Source organism: Sorangiineae bacterium MSr11367, assembly GCA_037157805.1.
In the GTDB taxonomy this organism is placed as follows: domain Bacteria; phylum Myxococcota_A; class Polyangia; order Polyangiales; family Polyangiaceae; genus Pendulispora; species Pendulispora rubella.
This window is the reverse complement of sequence record CP089983.1, coordinates 3,971,242-3,994,551: the sequence shown is the minus strand read 5'-3', so window position 1 is coordinate 3,994,551 and position 23,310 is coordinate 3,971,242. Positions and strand designations below refer to the sequence as shown.

General features: G+C 64.0%; 17 protein-coding genes and 1 tRNA gene. 8 read left to right on the top strand and 10 right to left on the bottom strand.

Annotated features, from left to right (window positions below; translation table 11 throughout):
- Position 1 precedes the first annotated feature (1 nt).
- Positions 2–2,851 carry a [protein-PII] uridylyltransferase gene (glnD, locus tag LVJ94_16080; GenBank protein ID WXB08745.1) on the bottom strand — a complete coding sequence of 950 codons (2,850 nt, stop codon included), beginning with the start codon at positions 2,849–2,851 and terminating at the stop codon, positions 2–4.
- A gap of 121 nt (positions 2,852–2,972) precedes the next feature.
- Here glnD and LVJ94_16075 point away from each other — a divergent pair, with 121 nt between their 5' ends.
- A complete protein-coding gene (locus LVJ94_16075; GenBank protein WXB08744.1) occupies positions 2,973–3,761 on the top strand; it encodes a hypothetical protein in 789 nt (262 codons plus the stop codon).
- Positions 3,762–3,771: 10 nt separating this feature from the next.
- Here the strand turns inward: LVJ94_16075 and LVJ94_16070 are convergent, their stop codons facing one another.
- A complete protein-coding gene (locus LVJ94_16070) occupies positions 3,772–5,376 on the bottom strand; it encodes a serine/threonine protein kinase (GenBank protein WXB08743.1) in 1,605 nt (534 codons plus the stop codon).
- Between the two features lie 103 nt (positions 5,377–5,479).
- Here LVJ94_16070 and LVJ94_16065 point away from each other — a divergent pair, with 103 nt between their 5' ends.
- The gene (locus LVJ94_16065) at positions 5,480–6,943 is read left to right on the top strand and encodes a sigma 54-interacting transcriptional regulator (protein ID WXB10722.1); all 1,464 of its coding nucleotides are present in this window, start codon (positions 5,480–5,482) and stop codon (positions 6,941–6,943) included.
- Here LVJ94_16065 and LVJ94_16060 read toward each other — a convergent pair.
- Complete coding sequence (locus LVJ94_16060; protein WXB08742.1) at positions 6,930–8,531, bottom strand: serine/threonine protein kinase; 1,602 nt, start codon at positions 8,529–8,531, stop codon at positions 6,930–6,932. The two genes, LVJ94_16065 and LVJ94_16060, sit on opposite strands and share 14 nt — an antisense overlap.
- A 183-nt stretch (positions 8,532–8,714) precedes the next feature.
- Here LVJ94_16060 and LVJ94_16055 point away from each other — a divergent pair, with 183 nt between their 5' ends.
- The gene (locus tag LVJ94_16055) at positions 8,715–10,043 is read left to right on the top strand and encodes a sigma 54-interacting transcriptional regulator (GenBank protein WXB08741.1); all 1,329 of its coding nucleotides are present in this window, start codon (positions 8,715–8,717) and stop codon (positions 10,041–10,043) included.
- Between the two features lie 286 nt (positions 10,044–10,329).
- Here LVJ94_16055 and LVJ94_16050 read toward each other — a convergent pair whose 3' ends face one another.
- Positions 10,330–11,928: a serine/threonine protein kinase gene (locus LVJ94_16050; protein ID WXB08740.1), complete on the bottom strand. Its 1,599-nt coding sequence runs from the start codon at positions 11,926–11,928 to the stop codon at positions 10,330–10,332.
- Positions 11,929–12,025: 97 nt separating this feature from the next.
- Between LVJ94_16050 and LVJ94_16045 the strand changes: the two genes are divergently transcribed.
- Complete coding sequence (locus LVJ94_16045; protein WXB08739.1) at positions 12,026–13,756, top strand: sigma 54-interacting transcriptional regulator; 1,731 nt, start codon at positions 12,026–12,028, stop codon at positions 13,754–13,756.
- A 136-nt stretch (positions 13,757–13,892) separates the two neighbouring features.
- A complete protein-coding gene (locus tag LVJ94_16040; protein ID WXB08738.1) occupies positions 13,893–14,135 on the top strand; it encodes a hypothetical protein in 243 nt (80 codons plus the stop codon).
- A gap of 78 nt (positions 14,136–14,213) precedes the next feature.
- On the opposite strand, the gene LVJ94_16035 is transcribed toward LVJ94_16040, so the two are convergent.
- From LVJ94_16035 to LVJ94_16015, 5 genes are all read right to left on the bottom strand, one after another.
- A complete protein-coding gene (locus tag LVJ94_16035) occupies positions 14,214–14,885 on the bottom strand; it encodes an iron-containing redox enzyme family protein (protein ID WXB08737.1) in 672 nt (223 codons plus the stop codon).
- Between the two features lie 283 nt (positions 14,886–15,168).
- On the bottom strand, positions 15,169–16,680 hold the full coding sequence (locus LVJ94_16030; GenBank protein ID WXB08736.1) for a protein kinase: 1,512 nt from the start codon (positions 16,678–16,680) through the stop codon (positions 15,169–15,171).
- A gap of 165 nt (positions 16,681–16,845) precedes the next feature.
- Complete coding sequence (locus tag LVJ94_16025; GenBank protein ID WXB08735.1) at positions 16,846–17,850, bottom strand: HAMP domain-containing histidine kinase; 1,005 nt, start codon at positions 17,848–17,850, stop codon at positions 16,846–16,848.
- Positions 17,851–18,752: 902 nt separating this feature from the next.
- The gene (locus LVJ94_16020; protein ID WXB08734.1) at positions 18,753–19,211 is read right to left on the bottom strand and encodes a VOC family protein; all 459 of its coding nucleotides are present in this window, start codon (positions 19,209–19,211) and stop codon (positions 18,753–18,755) included.
- Between the two features lie 84 nt (positions 19,212–19,295).
- Positions 19,296–19,379 (bottom strand) — tRNA-Leu (locus LVJ94_16015).
- Between the two features lie 306 nt (positions 19,380–19,685).
- Here LVJ94_16015 and LVJ94_16010 point away from each other — a divergent pair.
- The 3 genes from LVJ94_16010 (at position 19,686) to LVJ94_16000 (ending at position 22,794) form a co-directional block, all read left to right on the top strand.
- Positions 19,686–21,605: a thiamine pyrophosphate-binding protein gene (locus tag LVJ94_16010; protein ID WXB08733.1), complete on the top strand. Its 1,920-nt coding sequence runs from the start codon at positions 19,686–19,688 to the stop codon at positions 21,603–21,605.
- 446 nt (positions 21,606–22,051) lie between these two features.
- Positions 22,052–22,414 (top strand): RNA-binding protein, encoded by a 363-nt coding sequence (locus LVJ94_16005; protein ID WXB08732.1) that lies wholly within the window; start codon positions 22,052–22,054, stop codon positions 22,412–22,414.
- Complete coding sequence (locus LVJ94_16000) at positions 22,411–22,794, top strand: hypothetical protein (GenBank protein ID WXB08731.1); 384 nt, start codon at positions 22,411–22,413, stop codon at positions 22,792–22,794. Before LVJ94_16005 ends, LVJ94_16000 begins: the two co-directional genes overlap by 4 nt.
- Before the next feature lie 24 nt (positions 22,795–22,818).
- Here the strand turns inward: LVJ94_16000 and LVJ94_15995 are convergent, their stop codons facing one another.
- Positions 22,819–23,286, bottom strand: coding sequence for a hypothetical protein (locus LVJ94_15995; GenBank protein WXB08730.1), 468 nt, complete (start codon positions 23,284–23,286; stop codon positions 22,819–22,821).
- Positions 23,287–23,310 lie beyond the last annotated feature (24 nt).

The following is a 23,310-nucleotide window of genomic DNA, read 5'->3' as shown; positions in this document are numbered from 1 at the left end:
CTCACGCCTCCTCGTTCTTTTGTTGCTCTTGCGGAGTCTGTTGCTCCGCCACCAGCCGGCCCGTGCCGGCGGTACTGGGTCTGTCCGATACGTCCGAATCGATTGCGCGTGCAAGTACCTCTTTGATCACTTTGAATCGCTCGCCAGGGGCCACCTTCGATCCGTCCAGTTCGTTGACGTAGAAGACGTCGGCGACCTTGTTGCCCTCGGTGTTGATCTTCGAGAGCACGATGGACAACCCCAATTCGTGGAGCGCCTGCGCAAGGGTGTAGAGCAAACCCGGGCGGTCCTTGGCGAAGGCCTCGATGACCGTGTGCCGGGGCGAGGCTCGGTCGTCGATGACGATGTCCGTGGGCACCGCCGGGCTCGGCCTCTCGCGCCAAGGCGATGCCGTGCCGATGCGCGAGCGCAGAAGCTCCGCGGGGGAAATGGCGCTGCGGCACACGTCGTCGAGATCGCGGAGCAGGCGCGGCATGGCCCGCTTCACGCCCTCGGCGCCGTCGGTGCGGCCGCGCACCCAGAAGATGTCCACCGCCTCGCTGACCGATGAACCGTCGGGCAAGGAGCGCGTGCGCGAATACACCTGCGCCTCGACGAACTCCAGGCGCGCCGCCGTGATGACCGCGGCGATGCGCGCGACGAGGCCCGGCATGTCCTCGGCGACGACGCAAAGCTCGGCCACGTCGCCGCTGGCGCCTTCTTTTGGCTCGCCCGCCTCGATGATGCCCGCATGCACGGGGCGCCCTTCCCGCTCGAGCGCGATGCGCGCATGCGCGGCGATCGACTCGGGCTGGTTCGCCAGGAGGTAACGCTCCGGCATGCTGGTCATGAAGGCGTCGAAAAACTCGGTCGGTCCCTGGAAGCAGGGACGCGCGACCTCGCGCACGCGCCGGGTGCGCTCTTCGTCGAAGCCGATGTGCCCCGAGAGGTGCGCCGAGCCCACGATGTAGAGCTCCTCGAGCATGCGCGCCTTCCACGAGGTCATCGCCGTGGGCGACGTCGTCGTGATGTCGGCCACCGTGAGCAGGTACAGATCGCGCAGGCCTTCGCGACCGCGCACCAGGCGGGTGAACTCCTCGACGGTCGCGGCATCGTCGAGATCGCGTCGCGTGGCCACGTGGTACATGGCCAAGTGCTGCAGCACCAACGCGCACACCTCGGCGACGTCCTCCGCGCGAAGGCCGAGCCGCGGCAGGATGACCTGGCACAGCTCGGCGCCGCTCGCGGAGTGGTTCTTCCGCGAACCGCTCGCATCGGGGTAACCCTTGCCGACGTCGTGCAGCAAGGTGGCGAGAAAGAGCGGCTTCGGGCGGGCGATTTCCGCGGCCAGGCGGCTTGCCAGTGGATGCACGTGGGCGAGCTCGCCCCGCGCGAGCGCCGAGAGGCAATCCACCGCGGCCACGCTGTGAACGTCGACCGTGTACACGTGGTAGACGTCGTGGTGCACCCGCCCCGTGACCGGCGAGAACTCGGGAATCATCGCGAGCAGGAGGCCGACGTCGTGCAGCTCACCGACCATCGAACCGCGCCGCGTGGGCACCTCGGCCACGGTGCACGTCAGATCGACGAAGATCTGCTGCGCCTCCGGGCTCGCGCGCAAGGCTTCGCAGAACACGGGATCGGCCGCAGCCCGCGCAATGGCTTCGCGCGCGAACGGCAGGATCGGCGCGCGCATGCGAACACACGCGGCGTAGACGCGCAAAGCCAGCGCCGGCTCGTCGTAGAGCTCCTTGATGCCGGCGATGGTCAGCTGTCCATCGAACATGCGAACGCCGTGGCCCACGTCGGTTTCCACCGGCTTTGCGCGGCGCTTGTGCGGGCGGGCGCGTTCGAGCATGCGCTCCTGCGCGCGGCTCACCACGCGGGCGTGCACGTAGTAATCTTGCATCAGGCGCTCGGCACCGGCCGCGCGCTCGCGCGGTGATGGTTCACCGTCGGCAGCTGTCGCGTATCCGAGCTCCGCGGACATGGTCTCTTGCGCATCGAAGGTCAGTCGGTCGATTTTCCGCCCGGCGTAGGCGTGCAGCAGGTTGCGGATGTTCCAGAGGAACTCCTCTGCCGCCGAAATCTCCGCCGCCTCGCGTGCGACGAGCACACCGAGCCGCACCAGCTCCTGCCACGTGTTCTGCGTGGGCACGCGGAAGCGCGCGCGCGCCGCCCAGCGCACAACGTCGAGATCGCGCAAGCCGCCCGCACCGCTTTTCACCTCCGGCTCGAGCAGGTACAGCGAGCCGCCAAAGCGCGTGTGGCGCGCGCCCACTTCTTCCTCGAGGCGATCCACCAACGAGCCCAGCGCCGACTCGGCGAACATACCGTCCCACGCGCGGGCGAGCAGGCGTTCCACGAGCTCGCGATCGCCGCACACGTGGCGCACATCGAGCAAGGTCGTCGCCGCGGCGAGATCTTTGTGCGCGAGGGCGAGTGCGTCCTCGATGTCCACGACCTGGTGTCCGACGGGCAAGCCGGTATCCCAGAGCGGGTAAAGAAACGCCTGGGCGAACTTTTCCGCCGCCGCGCGCGCCTTGCGGCCGCCAGTGAACAGACGCACATCCGCGTCGCTCCCCATCGCGACCGCGCCGCGCCCGTAACTTCCCACGGCCGCGACCGCGAAGCTGCTCAACGCGCCGACACGCTTCTCGGCGCCGGTGTACGCGCGGCCGATCAAGGAGTCGATGAACGCGGCGTGTTCCTGGCCCAGCGCAAGTCCACGCACGCCGGCGCGCACACGTGCGAAGAGTTCTTCACCGTGACGCGCCAACGCTTCGCCGAGGGCATCGTTGGCCTTGGCTTTTCCTTTGGCGGCAAAAGGTGGCTTCGCGGAGGAAGCGGGTTTCGAGATCGCTTTGGACATCCGCGGGGCCGTGGCCATGCTGTCCCTGACGGTATCATTGATACGCGTGCGTTGACGCTTCACATCCACAACCGGGCTCTACTGTAACTTTCGACCTTATCTGAGTTAGCCTGTCGCCCCCATGCCGCTCGTTCGCGCCCGATGCCAGGCTTGCGAAAAGCCTCTCGGAGATCCGCCCCATTTCCCCATTTCCGTCGTGTGCGCTGCGTGCGGCCTCACCAACTCGGTCCCATTTGGCGCCGACGGACAGCCCGCCAACTTCGACGTTGCCTTCGACGCGAACCGACTGTTCCGTTGGCTTGCCAGCGCCCGCGTGGCCATGGCACGTGGGGCCGTCGGTGTGGCGTTGGGCGCATGCTCGCACTGCAGCTCCGCGCTGGTCGTGTCCTCGCGCCAGGCCATGCGCCTTCCCTGCCCGCATTGCCAGACGCCCGTCGAAGGCCCCGCCGGCGCATTGCTCATCGACCAATGGCCCGAGCCCTTCATGCTGGTGTCGGGCGGCTCGACGCTTCAAGCCGAATACCGCATCAGCGTCCTCGAAGACCGCGCCGGCATCGGTGCGGGCTGCGCCGCGTGCGGCACGCCCACGCCGCCCAACGACCCGAGCACGCACTGCCCTCGCTGCAACGCAGTCACCTGGGTCGAACGCCCGGGGCCTTCCGAGGACCCGGCCCCTCGACGGGTTCAACTTGCCGTGCGCATCGACGGCACGCGCGATGGCCAATCGTTCCGCGCGGTGCTCCCGGTCATTCAGGGAGAGCAATCGTTGCGAAGGGACATCGCCCACGGGTCGAACGTGAGCTCGGGCTCGCGCCTGATGGGTCTCACCGGCGTGGGGTGCGCCGTGCTCTTCGCCGGGAGCCTGCTCTTGTGCGTGCTCATTGGCATCTTGGTGCACGTGCTCACGTGATTCACCGGCTTCACCACCAAGTGACGTGGTACGTGCAACTTTCGGCGCCGTCCCTTCGGCAGCCGCCCGGCGCGTGCTCGACGACGGCATAGGGTTCGAACCTGCGCGCAAACCCGAGGATCATGCCGTGATCCATCGCGCAGGGATAGGGCTCTTCGCACACCATGACCACGGATTGCTCGGTACCGAGATGACCGCGGTAGTGGTAGTGGCCAATGCCGTCCTCCATGCGTCCCGATTCGATATCGAACATGGGAGCGCCGTTTCGGCGATGATTCAGGTGATAGGCAATGTCCATCGCCCCGAACATGGCGTGGATGTTCTGCATCATCGGATCGGGCGGAAGTTGAACGTACTTTGCGGCGCGTTTGCCTGTGTCGAGGGCCTTGATGGGGCTGAGCGTTTCGGCAATCTCGTTCAAGGCGAGGACGTACGCCTCCATGGGCCACCACGGCCGCGCGTCCGGAATGAACCACCCCGTCTCGACGTAGTACCCGAGGCCATGCTCGGTGAGGATGCGCCGCATCGCGAAGTTCATGGTGTCCAGGAACTTGGGCAAAAACGCACTCACCTCGACATCGGGCTGCACGTATTTCAGCCACGGACGAGCCGGCGCCGGCGCGCGCGAGGGTGAGCTTTGCCGCGCGGCATGCTTCACGCGCGTCGCCTCGGTCCTCTGCGAAAGCTCGGTCGCGAACTTCGCACGCACGCGTGCTGTCGTCGCCTCCATGGACTCGTGGAGCGCCCCTTCGAAGGCCGCATGAAGCGCCTCGCGCATGTCGCGCGCCGACGGCCATCGCTCCTTTGGGTCGAGGGCGAGTGCCTTGTCGACGAAGCGCACGATGGCCAACGGCAAATGGGGCGCCACGTCTGCGAGGGACCGTGGCGGCCGAGCAGCCGCGGCCAATTGGGCCGAGGCCCCCTCCGCGTCATGAACGAACTGGCCCGACAAGAGAGAAAACAAAGTCGCCCCCGCCGACCAGCCGTCACTAGCCGGCCCGACCCCACTCGGGGCGCCCAGCGCCTGCTCGGGCGACATGAACGCGGGCGTGCCGACCGTGTACCCGGAGATGGTGGCGCTCCCCTCGCGATCGTAACGCCGCGCAATTCCAAAATCGAGCACCCGGAGGTCGCCCGTGGTGGAGATGAACAGGTTTTCCGGTTTGATGTCGCGATGGACGATGCCCCGGGCGTGCGCGCTGGCCAGCACGTCGAGCGCATCGGAGACGAGCACGCCCGCGTCGGCGACCGGCAGGCAAAGGCCCGCGCGCTCCCACCGCGCACGAACCGTCTCGCCCAAAAGCAGCGGCATGATGAGAAACGCGCACCCCTCGTCGTCCACGCTGCAATCGAGCACCGGCACGGCGCCCGGGTGGTCCACCTGGTTGGCAATATTCGCTTCCTGGCTGAAAAGACGCACCATGTTCGGGTCGTCGTGAAAGCGCTCGAGCAGGAACTTGATGGCCACGCGCTGCCCATCCTCGCGCCGACCCGCATAGACGGCGGCCATTCCGCCGATGCCAATCAGCCGCTCGATGCGGCACTCGTGGACAATCGAGCCAATGCGCTCCAGTGCACGTTTGGACCCCGACCAGCGTGACGACGAAGTGGGCATTGAATCCCATCTTCTACGGCCCGCGAAAGGGGCGCGCTAGTCCGTTTCTTCGGACGGACCATTCGGTTGCCCTCGTCTATGTGCTATTCTCGTTAGCGTGAACATGGGTGCCATTGGTGCAGGCGCACGGCTCGTGGTGGCCCGCGGTCCGGATGCGGGCACGCAACTCATCGTGAACGATCAGGTAAAAATCGTCGGCCGTTCACGCGATGCACACCTCGTGCTCACCGATGAAACGGTATCGCGACACCATTTTCACGTTCACGCCACCGAACATGGCGTTTACGTGCGCGCCTGCGAGGGTGCGGCACCGCTGACGGTTCACGAGCGCGAGGTTCTCGAGGCCGACGTGAGCATCGGCGACTCGATTGTCGTCGGAGATACGGTGATGGTCGTGGTTCGCGTTCTCGACGAGGACGCGGGGGCAGGCCCGGTGTCGTACCGGGGCACGACCATGAATCTCCCCGCCCTTCTCAGCGGGGAAGCCGCGGAGGTGCGCGCGCTCGCCGCCGTATTTGCGCTCAATCGCGCCATTGCAAACGTGGAGAGCATTTCGCAGTTGGAAGCGGCACTCGAGGGCTGGGCGCGCACGCATTTGGCGTGCACGGGGGCCACCTTCGATGTTGCGGATAGGCCTGCTCCGCCTTCCGGTCTGGGCGCAGAGGACGCCGTCCATATTTTTGAGCGGCGGGATGGCGAATTGGTGCTCCACGTCCCCTGCCCTGGCGCACCAACCGGCTGGCTTGCATTCACGACGAACGAATCCGTCGACCGGGTCCGAGATTCACTGCGCCGATTGCTCGTCCTGGCCGGCGCGCTATGTGCATCACGGTTTGCGCAAATGGCATCCCTCCGCGAGGCGGAGGAAGAACGGGACACTTACCGCAAGCGGATCGAGGGCACCGCGCACACTTTTCTGGGCCTCTCCCCGGGCGCCCGCGAGGTGGCGCGGGCCATTTCGAAACTGTCGGTCTCGGATTATGCCGTCCTTTTGCTGGGCGAGGGCGGAGCGGGCAAAAACTTCGTGGCGCGGTTGATTCACGAATCGGGTCCGCGGAAGAACGAGCTATTTCGTATCGTGAATTGCGCGACCCTGACCGAGGGCATCGCGGAAAACGCATTACAGGGCGGCGGAACTCTCATTTTGGACGAGATTGGCGACTTACCATTGGCCAGCCAAGCGAAGTTGCATCATGCGCTGGAACGCGCAATTCCGATGCAGGCGCGCATCATCGCCACGACGAAACGCGATCTCACGGCGATGATTGACGCTGGGACATTCCGTCGTGATTTGTATTTTCACATTTCGTCCGTCACCTGCAAGATTCCCCCTTTGCGTGAACGCCCGCAGGACATCGCCATGGTCGCCCGGCAGGTCCTGGACGAACTCGCCGCGGCGGGTGCCGGTCGCGCACGAGGCCTCTCGGAGGGCGCGCTCGAATTGCTTCGCGGTTATGCGTGGCCAGGCAACGTCCGCGAGCTGCGCGTGGTCATCGAGCACGCGCTCATCTTGAGCGATGGCCCGCGGCTCGAGGCAAAGGACTTCCCGGCGGTCACCACCAGGTAACGTGGTACGTGCAGCTCTCGGCACCTTCCTTGCGGCAGGCGCCGGGCGCATGTTCGACGACGGCACGCGGTTCGAAGCGGCGCGCGAAGCCCAGAAGGATGCCGAGATCGAGCTCGCAGGGATAGGGGTTCTCGCACTCCATCACGATGGATTGCTCCGTATCGAGCCGGCCGCGGTAATGGTAATGGCCAATGATGTCGACCATGCGACCTGACGCAATGTCGAACAAGGGCTCGCCGTTCCGCCGATGGTTCAAATGATAGGCGGTATCGACGGCGGCCATCATCGCGTGAATGTCCTGCACTCCGAGATCGGGTGGGAGATGCACGTATTGCACCTTTTGCTTGCCAATATCGATGGCCTTGATGGGCCCCACGGCCTCCATGAGCTCGTGAAGCACGAGCACGTACGGCTCCATGGGCCACCAGGGACGGGTATCCGGAACGAACCAGCCCGTGTCGGCGAATTCACCAAGCCCGTGATCGGCGAGGATGCGGCTCGCCGTGCCGGTCATGGCGCCGAAGAACTTCGGCAGGTAGGCGCTCACCTCGAGGTCCGGGTGGACGAATCGCATCCACGGACGAATGGGAGTGCGCACACGTGACTTCACTTCCTGCTGGCGCGACGATTGTTTGGCATACGTGGGCTCCGTCTGCTGCACCAAGTCGGTGGCAAACTTCGCGCGCACGCGACCGCTCATCGTGTCCATCGACTCGTTCAGGGCGCCTTCGAGGCCTGCGTGAAGCGCCTCGCGCATCGCCTGGGCCGAGGGCCATCGGTCCTTGGGATCGAAGGCCAGGGCCTTGTCGACGAACCGCACGATGGAAAGCGGCAGGTGCGGTGCCACGTCTCCGAGTGAGCGAGCCTGACGCGTCGCCGCGGCCGCAAGTTGTCCGGCGCTGCTTTCGGTCTCGTGCACGTATTGGCCGGACAGGAGCGTAAACATCGTGGCGCCCACCGACCAGCCATCGCTCGCGGGTCCGACGGCATGACGATCGCCGATAGCCTGCTCGGGCGACATGAATGCGGGCGTACCGATCAAGTGCCCCGTTGCGGTCACGCTTCCATCGCGATCGCTGCGCCGGGCGATTCCGAAGTCGAGAACGCGGAGCTCCCCAGCCGAGGCAATGAACAGGTTGTCCGGTTTGATATCGCGATGAATGATGCCGCGTGCATGCGCGCTCACCAGCACGTCGAGCGTACCCGACACGATCACACCGACGTCCGCGAGCGGCATGCGCTGGTCTCCGCGCTCCCATCGGGCACGAACCGTTTCGCCCTCGAGCAACGGCATGATCAGAAAGGCGCAACCGTCTTCATCCACGCTGCAATCGAGCACTGGCACGGCACCACGGTGCTGCACCTGGTTGGCGACGTTGGCCTCCTGGCTGAAGAGCCGCACCATGTGGGCGTCCTCGCGAAAGCGCTCCAGGAGAAACTTGATCGCAACGCGCTGGCCATCGTCCCGCGTCGCGGCATAGACGGCGGCCATGCCCCCAATGCCGATCAGGCGCTCGATCCGGCACTTGTGGACCACCGTCCCGATGCGTGCGAGCGCACGCTGCGAACTCCAGGAGCGCGAAAACACCGACGTTACCCCTTCTCGGAGCATTGAAGATGGCCCAAGCGCTGCGCGACCGTCAAGGGACGCGCTCCCAACCTTTGGGAAGAATTCGTTCCGCGGGCGGAAGGGCCCGTTCCGGCCTGCGAGGTGGGGCGGGCGATCAGGCCCTACTACGGCAAGGCACGCCTCGTGCTGAGCGAGTGGGTCGTGTCGCGACAACCCTTCCACTTTCACGAAATGGGGCGCGGTGTGTATGCGCGCGTCGGCAATGGAGCGACCCCCCATTTGCCTGCGCTTCTCAGCAAGCAAACCGCCGATGTTCGTAGGTTGGCCGCCGTGTTCGCGCTGACGCGGGCCATCGCCGACGTGAACACCGTCGTCGAACTCGAGGCGGCCGTCTCGGGCTGGGCAAAAACGCAACTTGGTTGCGAGAACGCGAAGATTCTTGGAGTCGAGGCGCCATGGTCGGGCGGGCGCGACGGGGAAGCGATCTTGGAGACGCCGACAGGCGGATCGGGTGGGACGATTTTCGTCCCGTCGCACGGTGCGCCCGCGGGCTGGATGTCCTTCACGACGAGCATGCCCGTCGATGGGGTGAAGGACGCACTTTGCGAACTGCTCGTCCTGGCAGCGGCGATGTGCGCATCACGATGGGCGCAGATGGCGAAGCTTCGCGCGGCGCAGGAAGAGAGCGACACCTTCCGACGGCAAGCCATTGGGAGTGCGCGCACCTTCTTGGGGACATCGCCCGGCGCCGAGGAAATCGCGCGCGCGATTCCGAGGCTCGGGGCCTCGGATGCAGCCGTGCTCCTGCTCGGTGAAATCGGCGTTGGAAAGAGCTTCGTCGCGCGGCTGATTCACGAATCCAGCCCGCGCAAGAACGAGCCCTTTCGCATCGTGAATTGCGCGGCCGTCGTTGAACATGGGAAGGTCGGCAGCTTCGAAACGGCCGAGCGGGGAACGCTTCTTTTGGACGAAGTTGGCGAGCTTCCGCTGGCAAGCCAGGGTCAATTGCTGCAGGTTCTCGAAGCGCGAGATCTCGATGCACGCGTTCTCGCGACGACCCACCGCGACTTGGAGGAGATGATGGCGGCGGGCACGTTTCGTCACGATTTGTATTCGCGCATTTCGGCGTTTCGCATCGAGATTCCACCACTGCGTGAACGAGGCAACGACGTCGTCGTGCTTGCAACGCAGATGGTGACGGACCTCACCGAGAGCGGCGGGCGACGCGTGCAGGGCTTCTCGCCGGCGGCCGTGGAAAGCCTGCGCCGCCATCCGTGGCCGGGCAACGTTCACGAACTGCGGAATGCGCTCGAGCGTGCCCTTGCATTGGGAAGCGGCCCGCGCATCGAGGCGAGTGAGCTCCCGGCAACGGCGGGGGACGAGAACGACGGGGGCTGGGTCGAACTCCCAATGAACGAGGAGCGTCTCAACACGAGAAACCGCGAGGCAGCCTTGCGCCATTGCGCGGGAAACAAGACACGCGCCGCAGCGCTGCTCGGGATCCGACGGGCACGGCTGTACAAGAAGTGAGGGCCGTACGCTTTTCGGACAGCGAGGGTTTTCGGCACGAAATGAAGCGGATTTGAGGGGCTGTCTCCGATTCGGACGGTGATCGAGCGCCACCCCGTCCGAAAAGCGTACACGCGACAGTGCGGCCAGACGCAAAGCACACGAATACGCGGCATGGGCCGCGTGAACGGCACTGGCCCAGGCCTTGCTCTAGGGCAAGGCGAGCGTCCCTCCATTATGACCAATTCCACCACCTCTCTTGGAGGGGCGCTCTACCTTTATCCGTCGTGCTCCGTCGCGACGGCGCTCACCACCAGCTGACGTGGTAGACGCAGCTGTCCGCCCCAGTTTTGCGGCAGCGACCGGGCTCGTGCTCGACGACGGCAAGCGGCTGAAAGCGCCGCGCAAAGCCCAGGATGATGCCGTGGTCCATCTCGCAGGGATAAGGATTCTCGCACTCCATCACGATGGATTGCTCGCTATCCCCTTTCCCTCGGCGGTGGTAATGGCCAATACCGTCGGCCATGCGGCCCGATGCAACATCGAACATCGGAATACCATTTCTCCGATGATTGAGATGATAGGCCACGTCGATGGCTTCCAACGTCGCGTAGATGTTGTGCATCATGGGGTCTGGCGGAAGCTCGACGAATTTCTCGGCGCGCTTGCCAATATCCATCCCTTTGATGGGACCGACGGCTTCAATGAGCGCGTGGGTCGCGGCCACGTGGCGATCCATCGGCCACCACAATCGCGTATCGGGAATGAACCAATCCGTGTCGGTGAATCGGCCGAGGCCGTGCTCGGCCAAGATGCGATGGGCCGCATCGGTCATCCCGCCGAAAAGCTGCGGTAGCGGCGCCCGCACCTCGATGTCGGCGTGAACGAAGCGGCGCCACCTGGGCGCCGATGGCCGTCCCGTTGATGGGGTGTTCCCGTGCGACGGGCGGCTGACGCGGGTGACGTCGGTCTCTTGGGCGAGCTCCGTGGCGAACTTCCCCCGAACGCGGGTCGTAAGCTCGGCAACCGACTCGCCGAGGGCGCCTTCCAAGGCTGCATGCAGCGCCTCCCGCATCTCACGCGCCGAAGGCCATCGGTCTTTTGGCTCGAACGCCAATGCCTTGTCGACGAGCCGTACGATCGACAGCGGAAGGTTCGGCGCAACATCGCCGAGGGAGCGCGCCCGCCGCGTGGCGGCAGCTGCAAGCTGCGCGGATGCGCCGTCTGCTTCGTGCACGAACTCACCGGAGAGTAGCGAGAAGATGGTGGCCCCCACCGCCCAACAATCGCTCGCGGGGCCGATGGCATCGCGCTCGCCGAGCGCTTGCTCGGGAGGCATGAACGCGGGCGTACCAATCATGTGCCCCGTCACCGTGGCACCGCCATCGCGATGGGTGCGGCGCGCGATCCCGAAGTCGAGCACCCGGGTATCACCCGCAGATGCGATGAAGAGATTCTCCGGCTTGATATCGCGATGCACGATCCCGCGCGCATGCGCGCTCGCCAGCACGTCGAGCACATCAGACGCCAACACCCCGACGTCGGCGAGCGGCAGGCGCAGGCTTGCACGCTCCCATCGGGCACGTACCGTTTCGCCGTCGAGCAATGGCATGACGAGGAACACACAGCCCTCCTCGTCCACGTTGCAGTCGAACACCGGCACGGCGCCGGGATGTCCAACTTGATTCGCAACGTTCGCCTCCCGGGCGAAAAGCTGCACCATGCTCGGATCGTCGCGAAAGCGCTCGAGGAGGAATTTGATGGCCACGCGCGCCCCATCCTCCCGCGTCGCGGCATACACCGCGGCCATTCCGCCCATACCGATCAAGCGCTCGATGCGGCATTTCTGAACGACGGTCCCGATGCGCGCCAGCGCACGTTGAGAACTGGCGGAACGCGAGGGCACGGACATCGACGTTCGGAGAAGCTTCCCAAACCTCAGCTGCCTGCGTCAAGCGGCCCCAAACTCGAGTCAGGCAGAGCGGTGTGGTAATCCGAGCGTCGTGAAAGCTGTTCCAAGTGCGCGCTTGGTGGTGGCTCGCGGCCCGGACGCGGGTGCGCAAGCCATCATCCATGAACAGGTGACGACGGTGGGTAGGTCACGCGAAGCCCACCTCGTTCTGAGCGACCGCAGTGTGTCGCGGCATCACTTCCACGTGCATGCGACGCAGGCCGGTGCCTACGTGCGCGTCTGCGATGGCGCGGCAGCACTCGTCGTGCACGATCGCGAGGTGTTCGAGGCCGAAGTCGGCATCGGCGAGCCCATCGTCGTGGGTGAGACGGTGATCGTCGTCGCCGGCGTTGCCGACGATGCCCCAATCCCCAGCGTGCACAACTACCACGGGACGACCGTCAACCTGCCTGCATTGCTCAGCGGTCAGGCCACCGACGTGCGAGGCCTCGCCGCCGTCTTCGCGCTCAACAGCGCCATCGGCGGTGCGGCCGGCGTGACGGAGCTCGAGTTGGCCCTCGACGGCTGGGCCAAGGGACAACTTGGTTGCGACGAAGCGAAAATTGTCACCGTGAACCGGACGCCACCGGCCGCCGGAGACGTGGAGCCCGTCCTGGAGGCACGAGAGGATGGCACCGGAACGACCATCTTCGTCCCGACCCACGCTGCGCCGACGGGCTGGCTCGCGTTCACGACCAGCGTGCCGAGCGATCAGGTAAAGGACTCCCTACGTCGTTTGCTCGTCATTGCGGCGGCGCTCTGCTCTTCGCGATTCGCGCAGATTGTAACCTTGCAGAAGGTTCAAGAAGAGAGCGAAACCTACCGCCGCCAGGCCGTTGGCAGCGCGCGCGCGTTCCTCGGAACCTCGGCCAGCGCCGAGGAAGTCGTTCGCATGATTCCGAGACTCGCCGTCTCGGATGCCACGGTGCTCTTGCTCGGCGAGACCGGTGCGGGCAAAAGCTTCGTCGCGCGCCTCATTCACGAATCGGGTCCGCGCAAAACCGAACCGTTTCGCGCGATCAACTGTGCGGCCATTCCCGAAAACCTGATCGAAAGCGAATTGTTCGGCCACGCACGCGGCGCATTCACGGGCGCCATTACCTCCAAAGCCGGCGCCTTCGAAGCCGCCGAACGCGGCACGCTGTTCTTGGACGAGATCGGCGAGCTTCCCCTGGCCAGCCAAGCCAAATTGCTTCACGTCCTCGAAGCGAAGCAATTCGAGCGCCTCGGCTCGACCAAGCCGATTCCCATGCAAGCGCGAATCCTGGCCGCGACGAATCGCGATCTCGAAGAGATGATCGCCAATGGGACCTTCCGGCAAGATTTGTATTTTCGTATTTCCGTCATCACGACCACCGTCCCATCGCTGCGCGAACGCGGCGAGGACGTCGTTCTCCTGGCCAAGGAAATTCTGGGAGACTTCGCCACCAGCAGCGGCAGGCGCATCAAAGGCTTTTCACCCGAGGCACTGGACGCCATTCGTCGCTACCCATGGCCAGGCAACGTCCGCGAACTGCGCAATGTCATCGAGCACGCACTCGTCCTCGGAGATGGCCCCGTCATCGAGGTCAGCGACTTTCCCGTCATTGTCGCGCGGGCGGCGACCGGCCATCCGGAAGTGCCGCGTGACGCCCACGCAACCCACATCGAACTACCGATGAACGAGGAGCGACTCCAGGACATGAATCGCGATGCCGCGTTGAGAAGCTGCGGCGGAAACAAGACGCGGGCGGCGGCACTTCTCGGGATACGGCGCGCGAGGCTGTATCCCAACAAGAAATGAGCTGTGTCCGAATTTCGGACATCGTTCGGCATAAACACGGCTAGAAAAGGCGGCGGCCTCGATCGCATTCACCCCTGGTACGATGGCAGCACCTCGGAAGAGGAGCCACGAACATCGTAAGCAATGTATTTGGGCTATGACTGAATTCGCGAAATACGTAAAAATTCGCGAGCAGGGTTTTGTCGCCGCCGACGCCTACCGCATCGCAAGGGTTGACGGGCTCTCCGTGATTGAGTCGATTCGAATGCTGCGGGCGGTTTTCGCCCTCTCCTTGTCCGACGCGAAGGAGGTTACGATCGTCGCGAGCGGAACGGCTTCGAACATCGCGGAGCACGAAGCGCGGATCGCATCTAAACTAGGCGGTGGGAAGAATGAGTGAGAACGTCGCGACATTCTTGCGCTGACTCGTGAGCTGAAGAAGCGGAGACTACGACACTGTGGAGCGTGTCGCGAGAGCTCACCGCTCTAATGGTTCGCCCCTCTTCCCGACCCAAGAGCTGAGCATCTGATGGTACAGCGATGCGGCATGCGCGAGCACTCGCTGATAGTGCATGCCCGTTGGTGAGTCGGACGGGACGTTTCCGCATAGATCGAGTCCCATGCGGAGGTGGCGCGAATCTACTTCACGATGAATATTCCAGTAGCGACCACTTAGAATATCAAGTCTTTTCAGAACGGGAATGACGGCGGTGTAAAAGTCGAGGGCGATGCCTTCGCTCAGCACGTTCAAGACAATGACTTGCACATCGTGGGGCTCGTGCACGGCACTACGCCAGCAGTAGGCCAAGGAGTCGATGGTCTCTCGTGTCGCCGGAATGGCACCGCCCTCCACATCGCTCAAAAAGCCGTATTTGGCCATCCATGCAATGAGTTGATCGGGATGATCGGCCTCCTCTACGGCGTGCTCGGCAAAGATGCGCTGGTAGCGCTTGTCGTGGCAAAGGGAATAGCGAAGGCAGAGCGCCTGAGTGAATTCACGCGATTGATGGATTAGTTGATGAACCCATTTAATGTCGTTCACCCGTTCGATTTGCTCGAGTGATTGAAAGAACGGACCACGACGAATCTGTGCGCGATATTTTTCCGCAACATCAAGAATCCATTCCATGCGGCCGGATTTATCATCCATGGAATCAAAATCAACGCACCTCCAACATTAATCGCATACGATGTATCGATGACACCGGTTATTATCGAGTCGGCCTCTCACGACAAAAGTTGCTCAGACTTTTCTACGCCGGTCAGAATGCGCACACGAGCTACCCGATGAAGAGTTTTCATTTAGCCTCTTTCCAAGGCCGTTCCGAACGAACCGCGCAGCCGCGGGCGCCTACACGCGAGAGGCCTGACGTATCGCTACCGTGACTTAATTACGTCGTTGGTAACGATAGTTACTCTCGGCGAAACAGAGATCACCACCAAGTCACGTGATACACGCACGTGTCGGCGCCTTGATTGCGGCACGATCCAGGGGCATGTTCGACCACAGCATGGGCCTCGAAACGCCGAGCGAAGCCTAGAATGATACCTAGATCCATATCGCATGGATACGGATTGTCGCACTCCATGACGGCGGATTGCTCGGTATCGAGCTTTCCCCGATAGTGATAGTGCCCAATGTCGTCAATCATCTGGCCCGTTTCGATCTCGAAGTGAAGCTTATCGCCTCGCCGATGATTGAGATGATACGCAACGTCGAGCGACTGCAGTGTCGCATGCACGTTCTGCATCATCGGATCCGGCGGCAGCTTGACGTGATTGACGGACTGTTTGCCGATGTCGATGGCCTTTATCGGACCGACCGCGGCCATAAGGGCGTGAAGGGCAAGGACGTACGGCTCCATCGGCCACCAGGGACGCGTGTCCGGAATGAACCAGCCGGTATCGGAAAACTGACCTAGGCCATGCTCCGCCAGAATGCGGCTCGCCGTCGGCGTGATCGAACCAAAGAACTTCGGCAGCACCGCGGTGACCTCGACGTCCGCGTGCAGGAACCGTGTCCATGTCCGTACCGGCGGCTTCGGCCCCGATTTGGCCTGTTCTCGGCGCGACTGCGAAAGGTGCGTCGATAGGGTCCGCTGAGACAGGTCGGCGGAGAAAGCGGCCCGAACACGCGTCGCGACACGCTCAATGGGTTCACCAAGAACCCCTTCGAACGCGGCATGAAGGGCTTCGCGCATCTCGCCCGCGTTGGCCCATCGGGCCATTGGCTCGAACGCCAACGCTTTGTCGACGAAACGCACGACCGAGAGCGGCAGATTTGGCGCAACGTCTCCAAGAGAACGAGCCGGACGTGTCGCCGCAGCGGCCAATTGTGCGTGGGCGCCATCCGCAACGTGAACGAGCTCTCCCGATAAGAGGGAGAACATCGTGGCGCCGACCGCCCAGCAATCGCTCGCCGGTCCTATCGCGCTCCGCGAGCCCAGGGCCTGCTCCGGAGGCATGAACGCGGGAGTCCCTATCATGTGCCCCGTTACCGTGGTGGCCCCATCCCGATCGATCCGTCGTGCGATGCCGAAATCGAGAACGCGGAGCTCCCCTTCCCGCGTGATGAAGAGGTTCTCGGGCTTGATGTCGCGATGAATGATGCCCCGCGAGTGCGCACTGGCGAGGATATCGAGGGTATCCGACGCGAGAATGGCGACGTCCGGAACCGGAAGGTGCGAACCTGTGCGCTCCCAGCGTAGGCGGACCGTTTCGCCCTCCAGCAAGGGCATGATCAAAAATGCACAGCCATCCTCGTCCATACTGCAGTCGAGCACGGGCACAGCCCCCGGGTGCCCCACCTGGTTCGCAACGTTGGCTTCGCGCATGAAGAGCTGAAGCATGTTCGCGTCGTCGCGAAAACGCTCGAGCATGAACTTGATGGCCACATGCTGCTGGTCGGGCTGCACCGCTGCATAGACCACGGCCATGCCGCCCATGCCAATCAGACGTTCGATCCGACAATTCTGGACAACTGTCCCGATCCGGGCCAGGGCACGGTGCGAGTTGGGCCAGTGCGAAGGCAGAGTGGACATGACGTTCGAGGACCCCTCCAAGATGTCCCGAAGCCCCGAACAGCGTCAAGCTTCGACGCCGGGCCAACTCTACGCGTTCGATCGGCGAATCTTGACCACGCGATTGACGACCTCGCCCGTGTCGTTCTCCTGCGCGCGGCCCCGACCATCGTCCACGAACTTCACCGGAAAGCGCACCCAGAAGGTGGTGCCCTTTCCAGGCTTCGACATGACCTCCAACGTCCCGCCGATGCGCCCGAGAAGCTGCACCACCACGGACAGTCCCACGCCGTAGCTGTTCTTCGCGCGCGTCCGCGGATCGGAGCCTCCGGCGCGGAAGATTTGCTCCAGCTCGGCTGGCTTGATCCCTCGGCCCGTATCGCTCACACGGATCAACAAGGAGCCGGGGGCCCCGTCGACCTCCACGGTAATGGCTCCTTGCTCGGTATATTTCGCCGCATTCGTTAGCAGGTTGTCCAGGACCCGATCGAGAAGCAGCGGATCGATCTCAATCGCACCCGGGGCATCACGCGTGGCCACCACATTCACGCGCACGTCATCGCGGCCGTGAACCAATGCGCGAACCCGCCGGCGAAGCCGCTCGACCAGGCCTGAAACGTCGATGGCCTTCGGCACCAGCGTCATCAGATTCCGCTGCGCGGTGGCTACCGTCATGAGCTCGCCGAGCATGCTGCGCATGTTCGCGATGGCGCTTTCGAGATCCTGGATGACGAGCTTTCCCTCGGAGTCCAGCCTGGGCGAGTTGTCCCTCAAGTAGTCGGCCGAGAACTGGAGAGCGGTCAGCGGATTTCGCAGATCGTGCGAGAACCCGAGCAACGTCTTCTCACGTGCATCTTGCAACTGTTCCACACGCTCCGCAATCTGGGCAAGCGTCGCCGAACGCTCCACGTTCTCCTCTTCGAGAAGGCGTGTCCATTCTCGCTGCCGTTGGTTCAACAAGACGATCTCACGCCGAGCCTCGGCCTCTTCGTGGGCCACCCTCCGCAAGGCATCCTGCACCTCGGCACGGGTAGCGCGGTCGGCACGGTCGCCTCGGAACATCTCGTACATATGCGCGAGCGTGGCAGCGAGCATCGGAATCGTCCATCCGATGGGCCTACTGAGCAAGCCGGGAGCCGCATACATCGTCACCAATGCGGTCAACGCGAACGTCATTAATGCAAAAAGACCGGAACGACCGCTGAACCAATAGAAATGATATTCGCAGCAGTTATCGCCACGCGCGATACACGAATATTCGCGAACCATCGCGGGAGCCATGCCCCAGAGCGTGGGCAATTTGCAGGACTGGGCCTGGCGGGAGAGGCAGATCAGTCGACTCTCGGGCCGGTCGGCCGTCCAACGAACTCGTGCGAAATTACGTCCGCTGGCGATGAGTTTGAAATTCCCCACCGATGAAAAGAAACGATTAGCTCTCTCGATAGTACGATAAACCAACGATGGCGATGTCGCCCAGAAGAAGAAGCGCAGCGGGCCATAGGTCTCGTCCATCCGATGGCTGCACGCAGCCTTGAAGGCCTCCTCGTCCTTGACCATGGCGCGGGTATTCGCAAGCAAGAGCTCGAATCGATTCCAAGAGATCCAGCGATTCTTACCTTCGAAGTCTTCAGCTGTCAGGCCGCACGATTGCGCAAAAGCCTCTAGCCCTTCGCGACCACCACGATCCTCCATGTACCGGGCGATCGGCCACATGACACGCAGATTGAACTCGGGCTCATCTCCGTCCGCACTCAAGTTCGGCTGACGCGTCGAGGCGGGTGGCAGGGACACACGTGCGGAGTCTCTCTCTTCGGACGAAGAGCGCGCCTTCTTTGGCGTTGGAAAGATCTCCTCCATTGGCTCGTGGTCCATCTGCGCGAAAGGGTATCACTGGGTCAATCCCGTTGGGATCGACGTGTGAGGTTTGGACATCCTGCCCAAAATTGTCGGATCAGCTCTAACTGCGCCCCTGACCGAGAGGTCTACGTGAGAACGCGTCAGGTGCTGCTCGCCGTGCTCCCTGCAAGCCGTTCGATCGCCTCAGGATCGAGCGGCTGGTGCCCCTCGCTGCGGCGCTCGACAAGCTGGATCATGAGCCCACCCGTATGCTTCGGATCGAGAAAAACCTCGCGGACCCCAGGAGCCGTATCGATCGGAGCGCCGAGTGTCGGAAGACCTCGGGCGGCCAGTGCCGTCATACGCTCGTCCAAATCATCCACGCGAAACGCGACGTGATGAAAGATCGGTCCGTGTGCATCGTAGAAGTCGCGCACGGGCCCTTGCGAGGTCGACGTCGTCAGTTCGATGGCCACCGGACCAGCCAGAAACGTTCGAACGGACATGCGAGCCGAATTGACCTCGGCGCAAGGCCCCGCGCCTGTCACGCAAGCGAGCGCGTGAGTAGCCGCCTCCGTATCCCCAACGACTGCGGTCACATGATCGATATGCGCCGTCATCCCATTCCCCTGGGGCACGAAGCGGGCTTCACCAATGCCAAGCGGCGAGAAGGTTGGTCGGCTGTGAAGCCTTCCAACCTTGGGTGCGAAGGAGGGGAGTCGAACCCCTACAGGAATTACCCCACTGGAACCTGAATCCAGCGCGTCTGCCAGTTCCGCCACCTTCGCGTGACTCACCGGCGTTTACCCGGGCTGGGTGAGCCTCGTCAAGCACTCGTGTGATTTTGTGTGATTTTTCCTCAACTTTGGGCGCTTTCGACCTCGCGGAGGCTCGATTCGGGCTTCCCGGCACCCGAAAGGTGGACGAGCGGCGGGTCAGTGCAGCCCAATCGTTGCCAAGGCAACGCTCTTGTTGCGCCAGCGCCACAAAATTTGGCGCATTTCATATGGTGAGCTGATGTCGATCGGCCATCGACGACGTGAAATGCACATCAATTCGTTGACTGCTTTGCGAATACGGGCAAGCTGCGCTCTGTGGAATTGGCCGACGCGCTCGTCGAAGGGCTACTTGCGCTCGATGTCCGGCACGTCTTCGGGGTGAGCGGGGCAAACATCGAGCATTTGCACGATGCTATCCATCGCCTGGGAGATGGCCGGCTCGTATCGATTCTCGCCAAACGCGAAGATGGTGCGGCGTGCATGGCCGACTATTTCGCCCGCGTAAATCGCAGACTTGGCGTCTGCTGCGCGACCTCGGGGGGCGGGATGATGAACCTGGTGGCGGGGGTCGCGGAGGCGTATCAATCCTCCGTCCCACTGTTGGCCATCGTGGGGCAGCCACCAAAGCGGCTCGAGGGACGCGGTGCCTTCCAGGATTCCTCCGGCATTGGACGCACCGTCGATGCCGTCCGGATGTTCTCGGCGCTCAGCAAGTTTACGCGGCGGGTCGACGATCCGATGCGGTTCTGGGAGGACTTCGAGGACGCGGTCGTGGCGGCCCTCGAAGGGCGTCCGGGCCCGTCCGTGTTGCTCTTTCCGCGCTCGATTTACGTCGCCCAGGTCCAGGACCGCGTGGCGGAGTTCGTGGCGTCGGTGAACGCCCGCGTTCATCCGCGGGAAGCGCGGCTCGATGACCTGCGCGATGCCCTCGAGCTCGTACGGCAGGCGCAGTCGCCCGTGATGATCGTCGGGCAAGGGGCGCAGCGGACGCGGAATCGGCAGGCGCTGTTCGAGTTTGCGCACGCGATCGACATGCCCGTCGCGACCACCATGGGCGCGCGGGGCGAGTTCCCGAACCACCACCCCAACTACCTCGGGGTGGTCGGCATGGCCGGACATCCGTCGGTCCATGACTTCATTCGAGACCGGTGCGACCTTCTCGTGTTGGCCGGGGCCTCGCTCGACGTCATGACGCGCGGGCCGTTCCTGCCGGAGAATGAAGGGAACCGTCCGCACAGTCCTCCGCGAGCCACCCTGCGGTCACCGCGGGATGAACTGTCGTCGTTGGTCGGCAAGCAGATGCTCGCGATTTCGGCGGACCTGGGCGAGCTGCGGCGGTCGCTTTCCGAGCCGCTCACGTGCGCCATCGAGGCCGACCTCGGGGCGACGTTCGAGCGGCTGCACCAGCTCCTGAACATGGCGCCCTTCCGGGTGCCGGGGCTCGGTTGCTACGTGCAGGAGTCCTTCGTCTCCGTGCCGGCGCCGGCGCCCATCTCCGAGCCGCCTCCGGCTTCCGGTGTGCACAACAACCCGCTGCTTCAGAGCGTGGCGCTCGAGTGCCTCTCGCAGCACCTGCCCGAGAAGGGCGCCATCCTCTACGACGCCGGCAATTGCGCGGCGGCGGCGTTGCACATGTTGTCGGTACCCCCGGGCGTGACGTCGGTCATCGCGCTCGGGATGGGGGCCATGGGGTACGGCATCGCAGGTGCCATCGGCGCGCAGCTTGGGTCGCCGCCGGGGAGCCGCACCATGGTCTTCGCGGGCGATGGGGCCTTCCTCACCTTGGGGCAGGAGATCCACACGGCGGTCGACCTCGGGCTGCCGATCCTGTTCGTCATCTTCAACAACGCGATGCACGGCATGTGCGTGACCCGGCAGAATCGGTACTTCGAGTCCCGCTACGAGGCGGTGTCGTACTCGCGCGTGGACATCGCGGAAGTGTCGCGGGGCTTCGGCTCCGACGAGCGGCTTTGGGTCGGCAAGGCGCACACCTTGGTCGAGCTCGAGGCGCTCATGACGGAGTTCATGCAGGATCCCATGCGGACCGGCGTCCTCGAGCTCGTGCTCACGGTGGAGGAGATCCCGCCGTTCATCCCGTGCATGCCCGCCAACTCGGAGACGCGGCCCACGCGCGAAAGCTTCGAGCGGCTCAAGCCCATCGCGGCCGATGCGTCGACCGAAGCCCCGGCGATCCCGGACGAAGAGACGGCGGCCGAACTAAGTCAGTGCGGGTAACGTTCTCATCACCCCAGGAACTGTGACGGCAGGCCGGGTCATCGTTTTGCTCTCACGGTACGAGAGCGGTCGGGCCACGCCAATGCCAGCAAGTACCCGCGGACGGGTCCCGCTCGCGACCCGCCGATAAAATCTGCCCATATCTGCACGATGTCCGAACATCTCGGCCTTGAGGTAGGGTGGAGTGGAAAGATGCATCGGGGGGTGCTACGTTCCTTCTCCTCACGTTCCGTTTCCGGCACACGACGAGGCTCTCTCCTTTGGGATCGGCTGGCTCTTGCATCTGGTGACGTCACCGTGGGAACGCGCTGAGACGGTTTCTCGGCACGCGCCCTCCGCTCCGATCTGCACGGCTCGTCAGACGGGTGGTTCCGGTCCCACATCGTTCTCGTTTTCGGGCGGTCTGGGGGCGGATTTTTCAGAGCCGTGACGGATCGAGACGCGAGATGGGCAATCGACTTTACGTGGGCAACCTTTCCTTCCACTCCACGGAGCAATCGGTGCGTGATGTGTTCGCCGAAACCGGCACGGTCACCGACGTGCACATCGTGACCGACCGCGAAACGGGTCGTTCCCGCGGTTTCGCCTTCGTCACCATGAGCTCACCCCAGGAAGCACAGAATGCCATCGGCACCATGAACGGCGCCCTGCTCGACGGCCGCCCCCTCCGCGTGAATGAAGCGGAAGAGCGCGCGCCCCGCGGCGGCGGAGGCGGTGGTGGTGGCGGTGGCGGCGGTCGTAGCTTCGACGGCCCGCGCCGCGGCGGCGGTGGCGGAGGCGGCGGCGGAGATCGCCGGAACCGCTGGTGATGCACCGTCGCGGGAACGAGGCGTCGCTGCGCTACGAGGCTCGTCGGCAGCGCGAAGACGAATCACCCCGACTCCACGCGGAAGTGCCCACGCTCGAGAGCTTGAAGCTCGAGATCGAAGAGCGTCGAGGCAACGCCTCCAACCCTGAAACCACGTACATTCGCCGCATCGTCGTGGAGAGCGCCCCTGCCCTCTTCGCGCTCGTTTGCGGTGAGCGCGACTGCGAAGACGGTGGGCACGACATCACCTATGCCGTGATGGCCGGGCTCCGCCGCGGAAGCACGAAGTTCGAAGGCGAAGACGTCTGCCACGGCAGCGTGCGCACCACGACCTGCGGTCGCGTGCTGCACTACAAAGCCACGGCGACATACCGCCCGTAACGCTCGCAAAACGAATCGCTACCGCTAGATGCACTCGCCGAGTCCGGGAAAACCCTGGCTCGGCGTGCACATTTTTCCATCCGGACAGCGATCGACGCCGGGCTCGCACAGCATGCTCCCCGTGCAGCTCGCCGCACACTCGGTGTGCGTGAAGGAGCCTCGGTCCATCACGGTGCAACAGACCGTGCCGGCTTCACGGCAGTCGCGGGTGCGCTGGCAGGTGAAGTAGTCGCCCGACTCGCATTGACTCGCCACGGTGCAATAGCCATGGCGGTAGTCCGTATCTCCAAAGTTCCGCGCGCAGCAGACAGCGCGGGCCAAGGTGCACGCCGCGTCGCCGCACGCGAGGGACACCGGGGATGGGGCGTCTGGTGCGGCGTCCGCTTCGGAGCTGGGGATGCGGTTCTCGTCGATGGTCATGAGGCATGCCCCAAGGCTCGTCCCGACGACCGCGATGGCTCCAAGGACGATGGAGCACAAGGCCGCGCGCATGCCCTGAAGTTACAGTAAAACGAA

What these genes read in the sequence shown, in the direction of transcription:
- LVJ94_16035 (WXB08737.1), bottom strand. Translation starts at nt 14,885, where the DNA reads ATGGATGATAAATCCGGCCGCATGGAATGGATTCTTGATGTTGCGGAA.
- LVJ94_16030 (WXB08736.1), bottom strand. Translation starts at nt 16,680, where the DNA reads ATGGGCGGCATGGCCGTGGTCTATGCAGCGGTGCAGCCCGACCAGCAG.
- LVJ94_16020 (WXB08734.1), bottom strand. Translation starts at nt 19,211, where the DNA reads ATGACGGCGCATATCGATCATGTGACCGCAGTCGTTGGGGATACGGAG.
- LVJ94_15995 (WXB08730.1), bottom strand. Translation starts at nt 23,286, where the DNA reads ATGCGCGCGGCCTTGTGCTCCATCGTCCTTGGAGCCATCGCGGTCGTC.
- LVJ94_16065 (WXB10722.1), top strand. Translation starts at nt 5,480, where the DNA reads ATGGGTGCCATTGGTGCAGGCGCACGGCTCGTGGTGGCCCGCGGTCCG.
- LVJ94_16070 (WXB08743.1), bottom strand. Translation starts at nt 5,376, where the DNA reads ATGCCCACTTCGTCGTCACGCTGGTCGGGGTCCAAACGTGCACTGGAG.
- LVJ94_16040 (WXB08738.1), top strand. Translation starts at nt 13,893, where the DNA reads ATGACTGAATTCGCGAAATACGTAAAAATTCGCGAGCAGGGTTTTGTC.
- LVJ94_16075 (WXB08744.1), top strand. Translation starts at nt 2,973, where the DNA reads ATGCCGCTCGTTCGCGCCCGATGCCAGGCTTGCGAAAAGCCTCTCGGA.
- LVJ94_16005 (WXB08732.1), top strand. Translation starts at nt 22,052, where the DNA reads ATGGGCAATCGACTTTACGTGGGCAACCTTTCCTTCCACTCCACGGAG.
- glnD (WXB08745.1), bottom strand. Translation starts at nt 2,851, where the DNA reads ATGTCCAAAGCGATCTCGAAACCCGCTTCCTCCGCGAAGCCACCTTTT.
- LVJ94_16025 (WXB08735.1), bottom strand. Translation starts at nt 17,850, where the DNA reads ATGCTCGCTGCCACGCTCGCGCATATGTACGAGATGTTCCGAGGCGAC.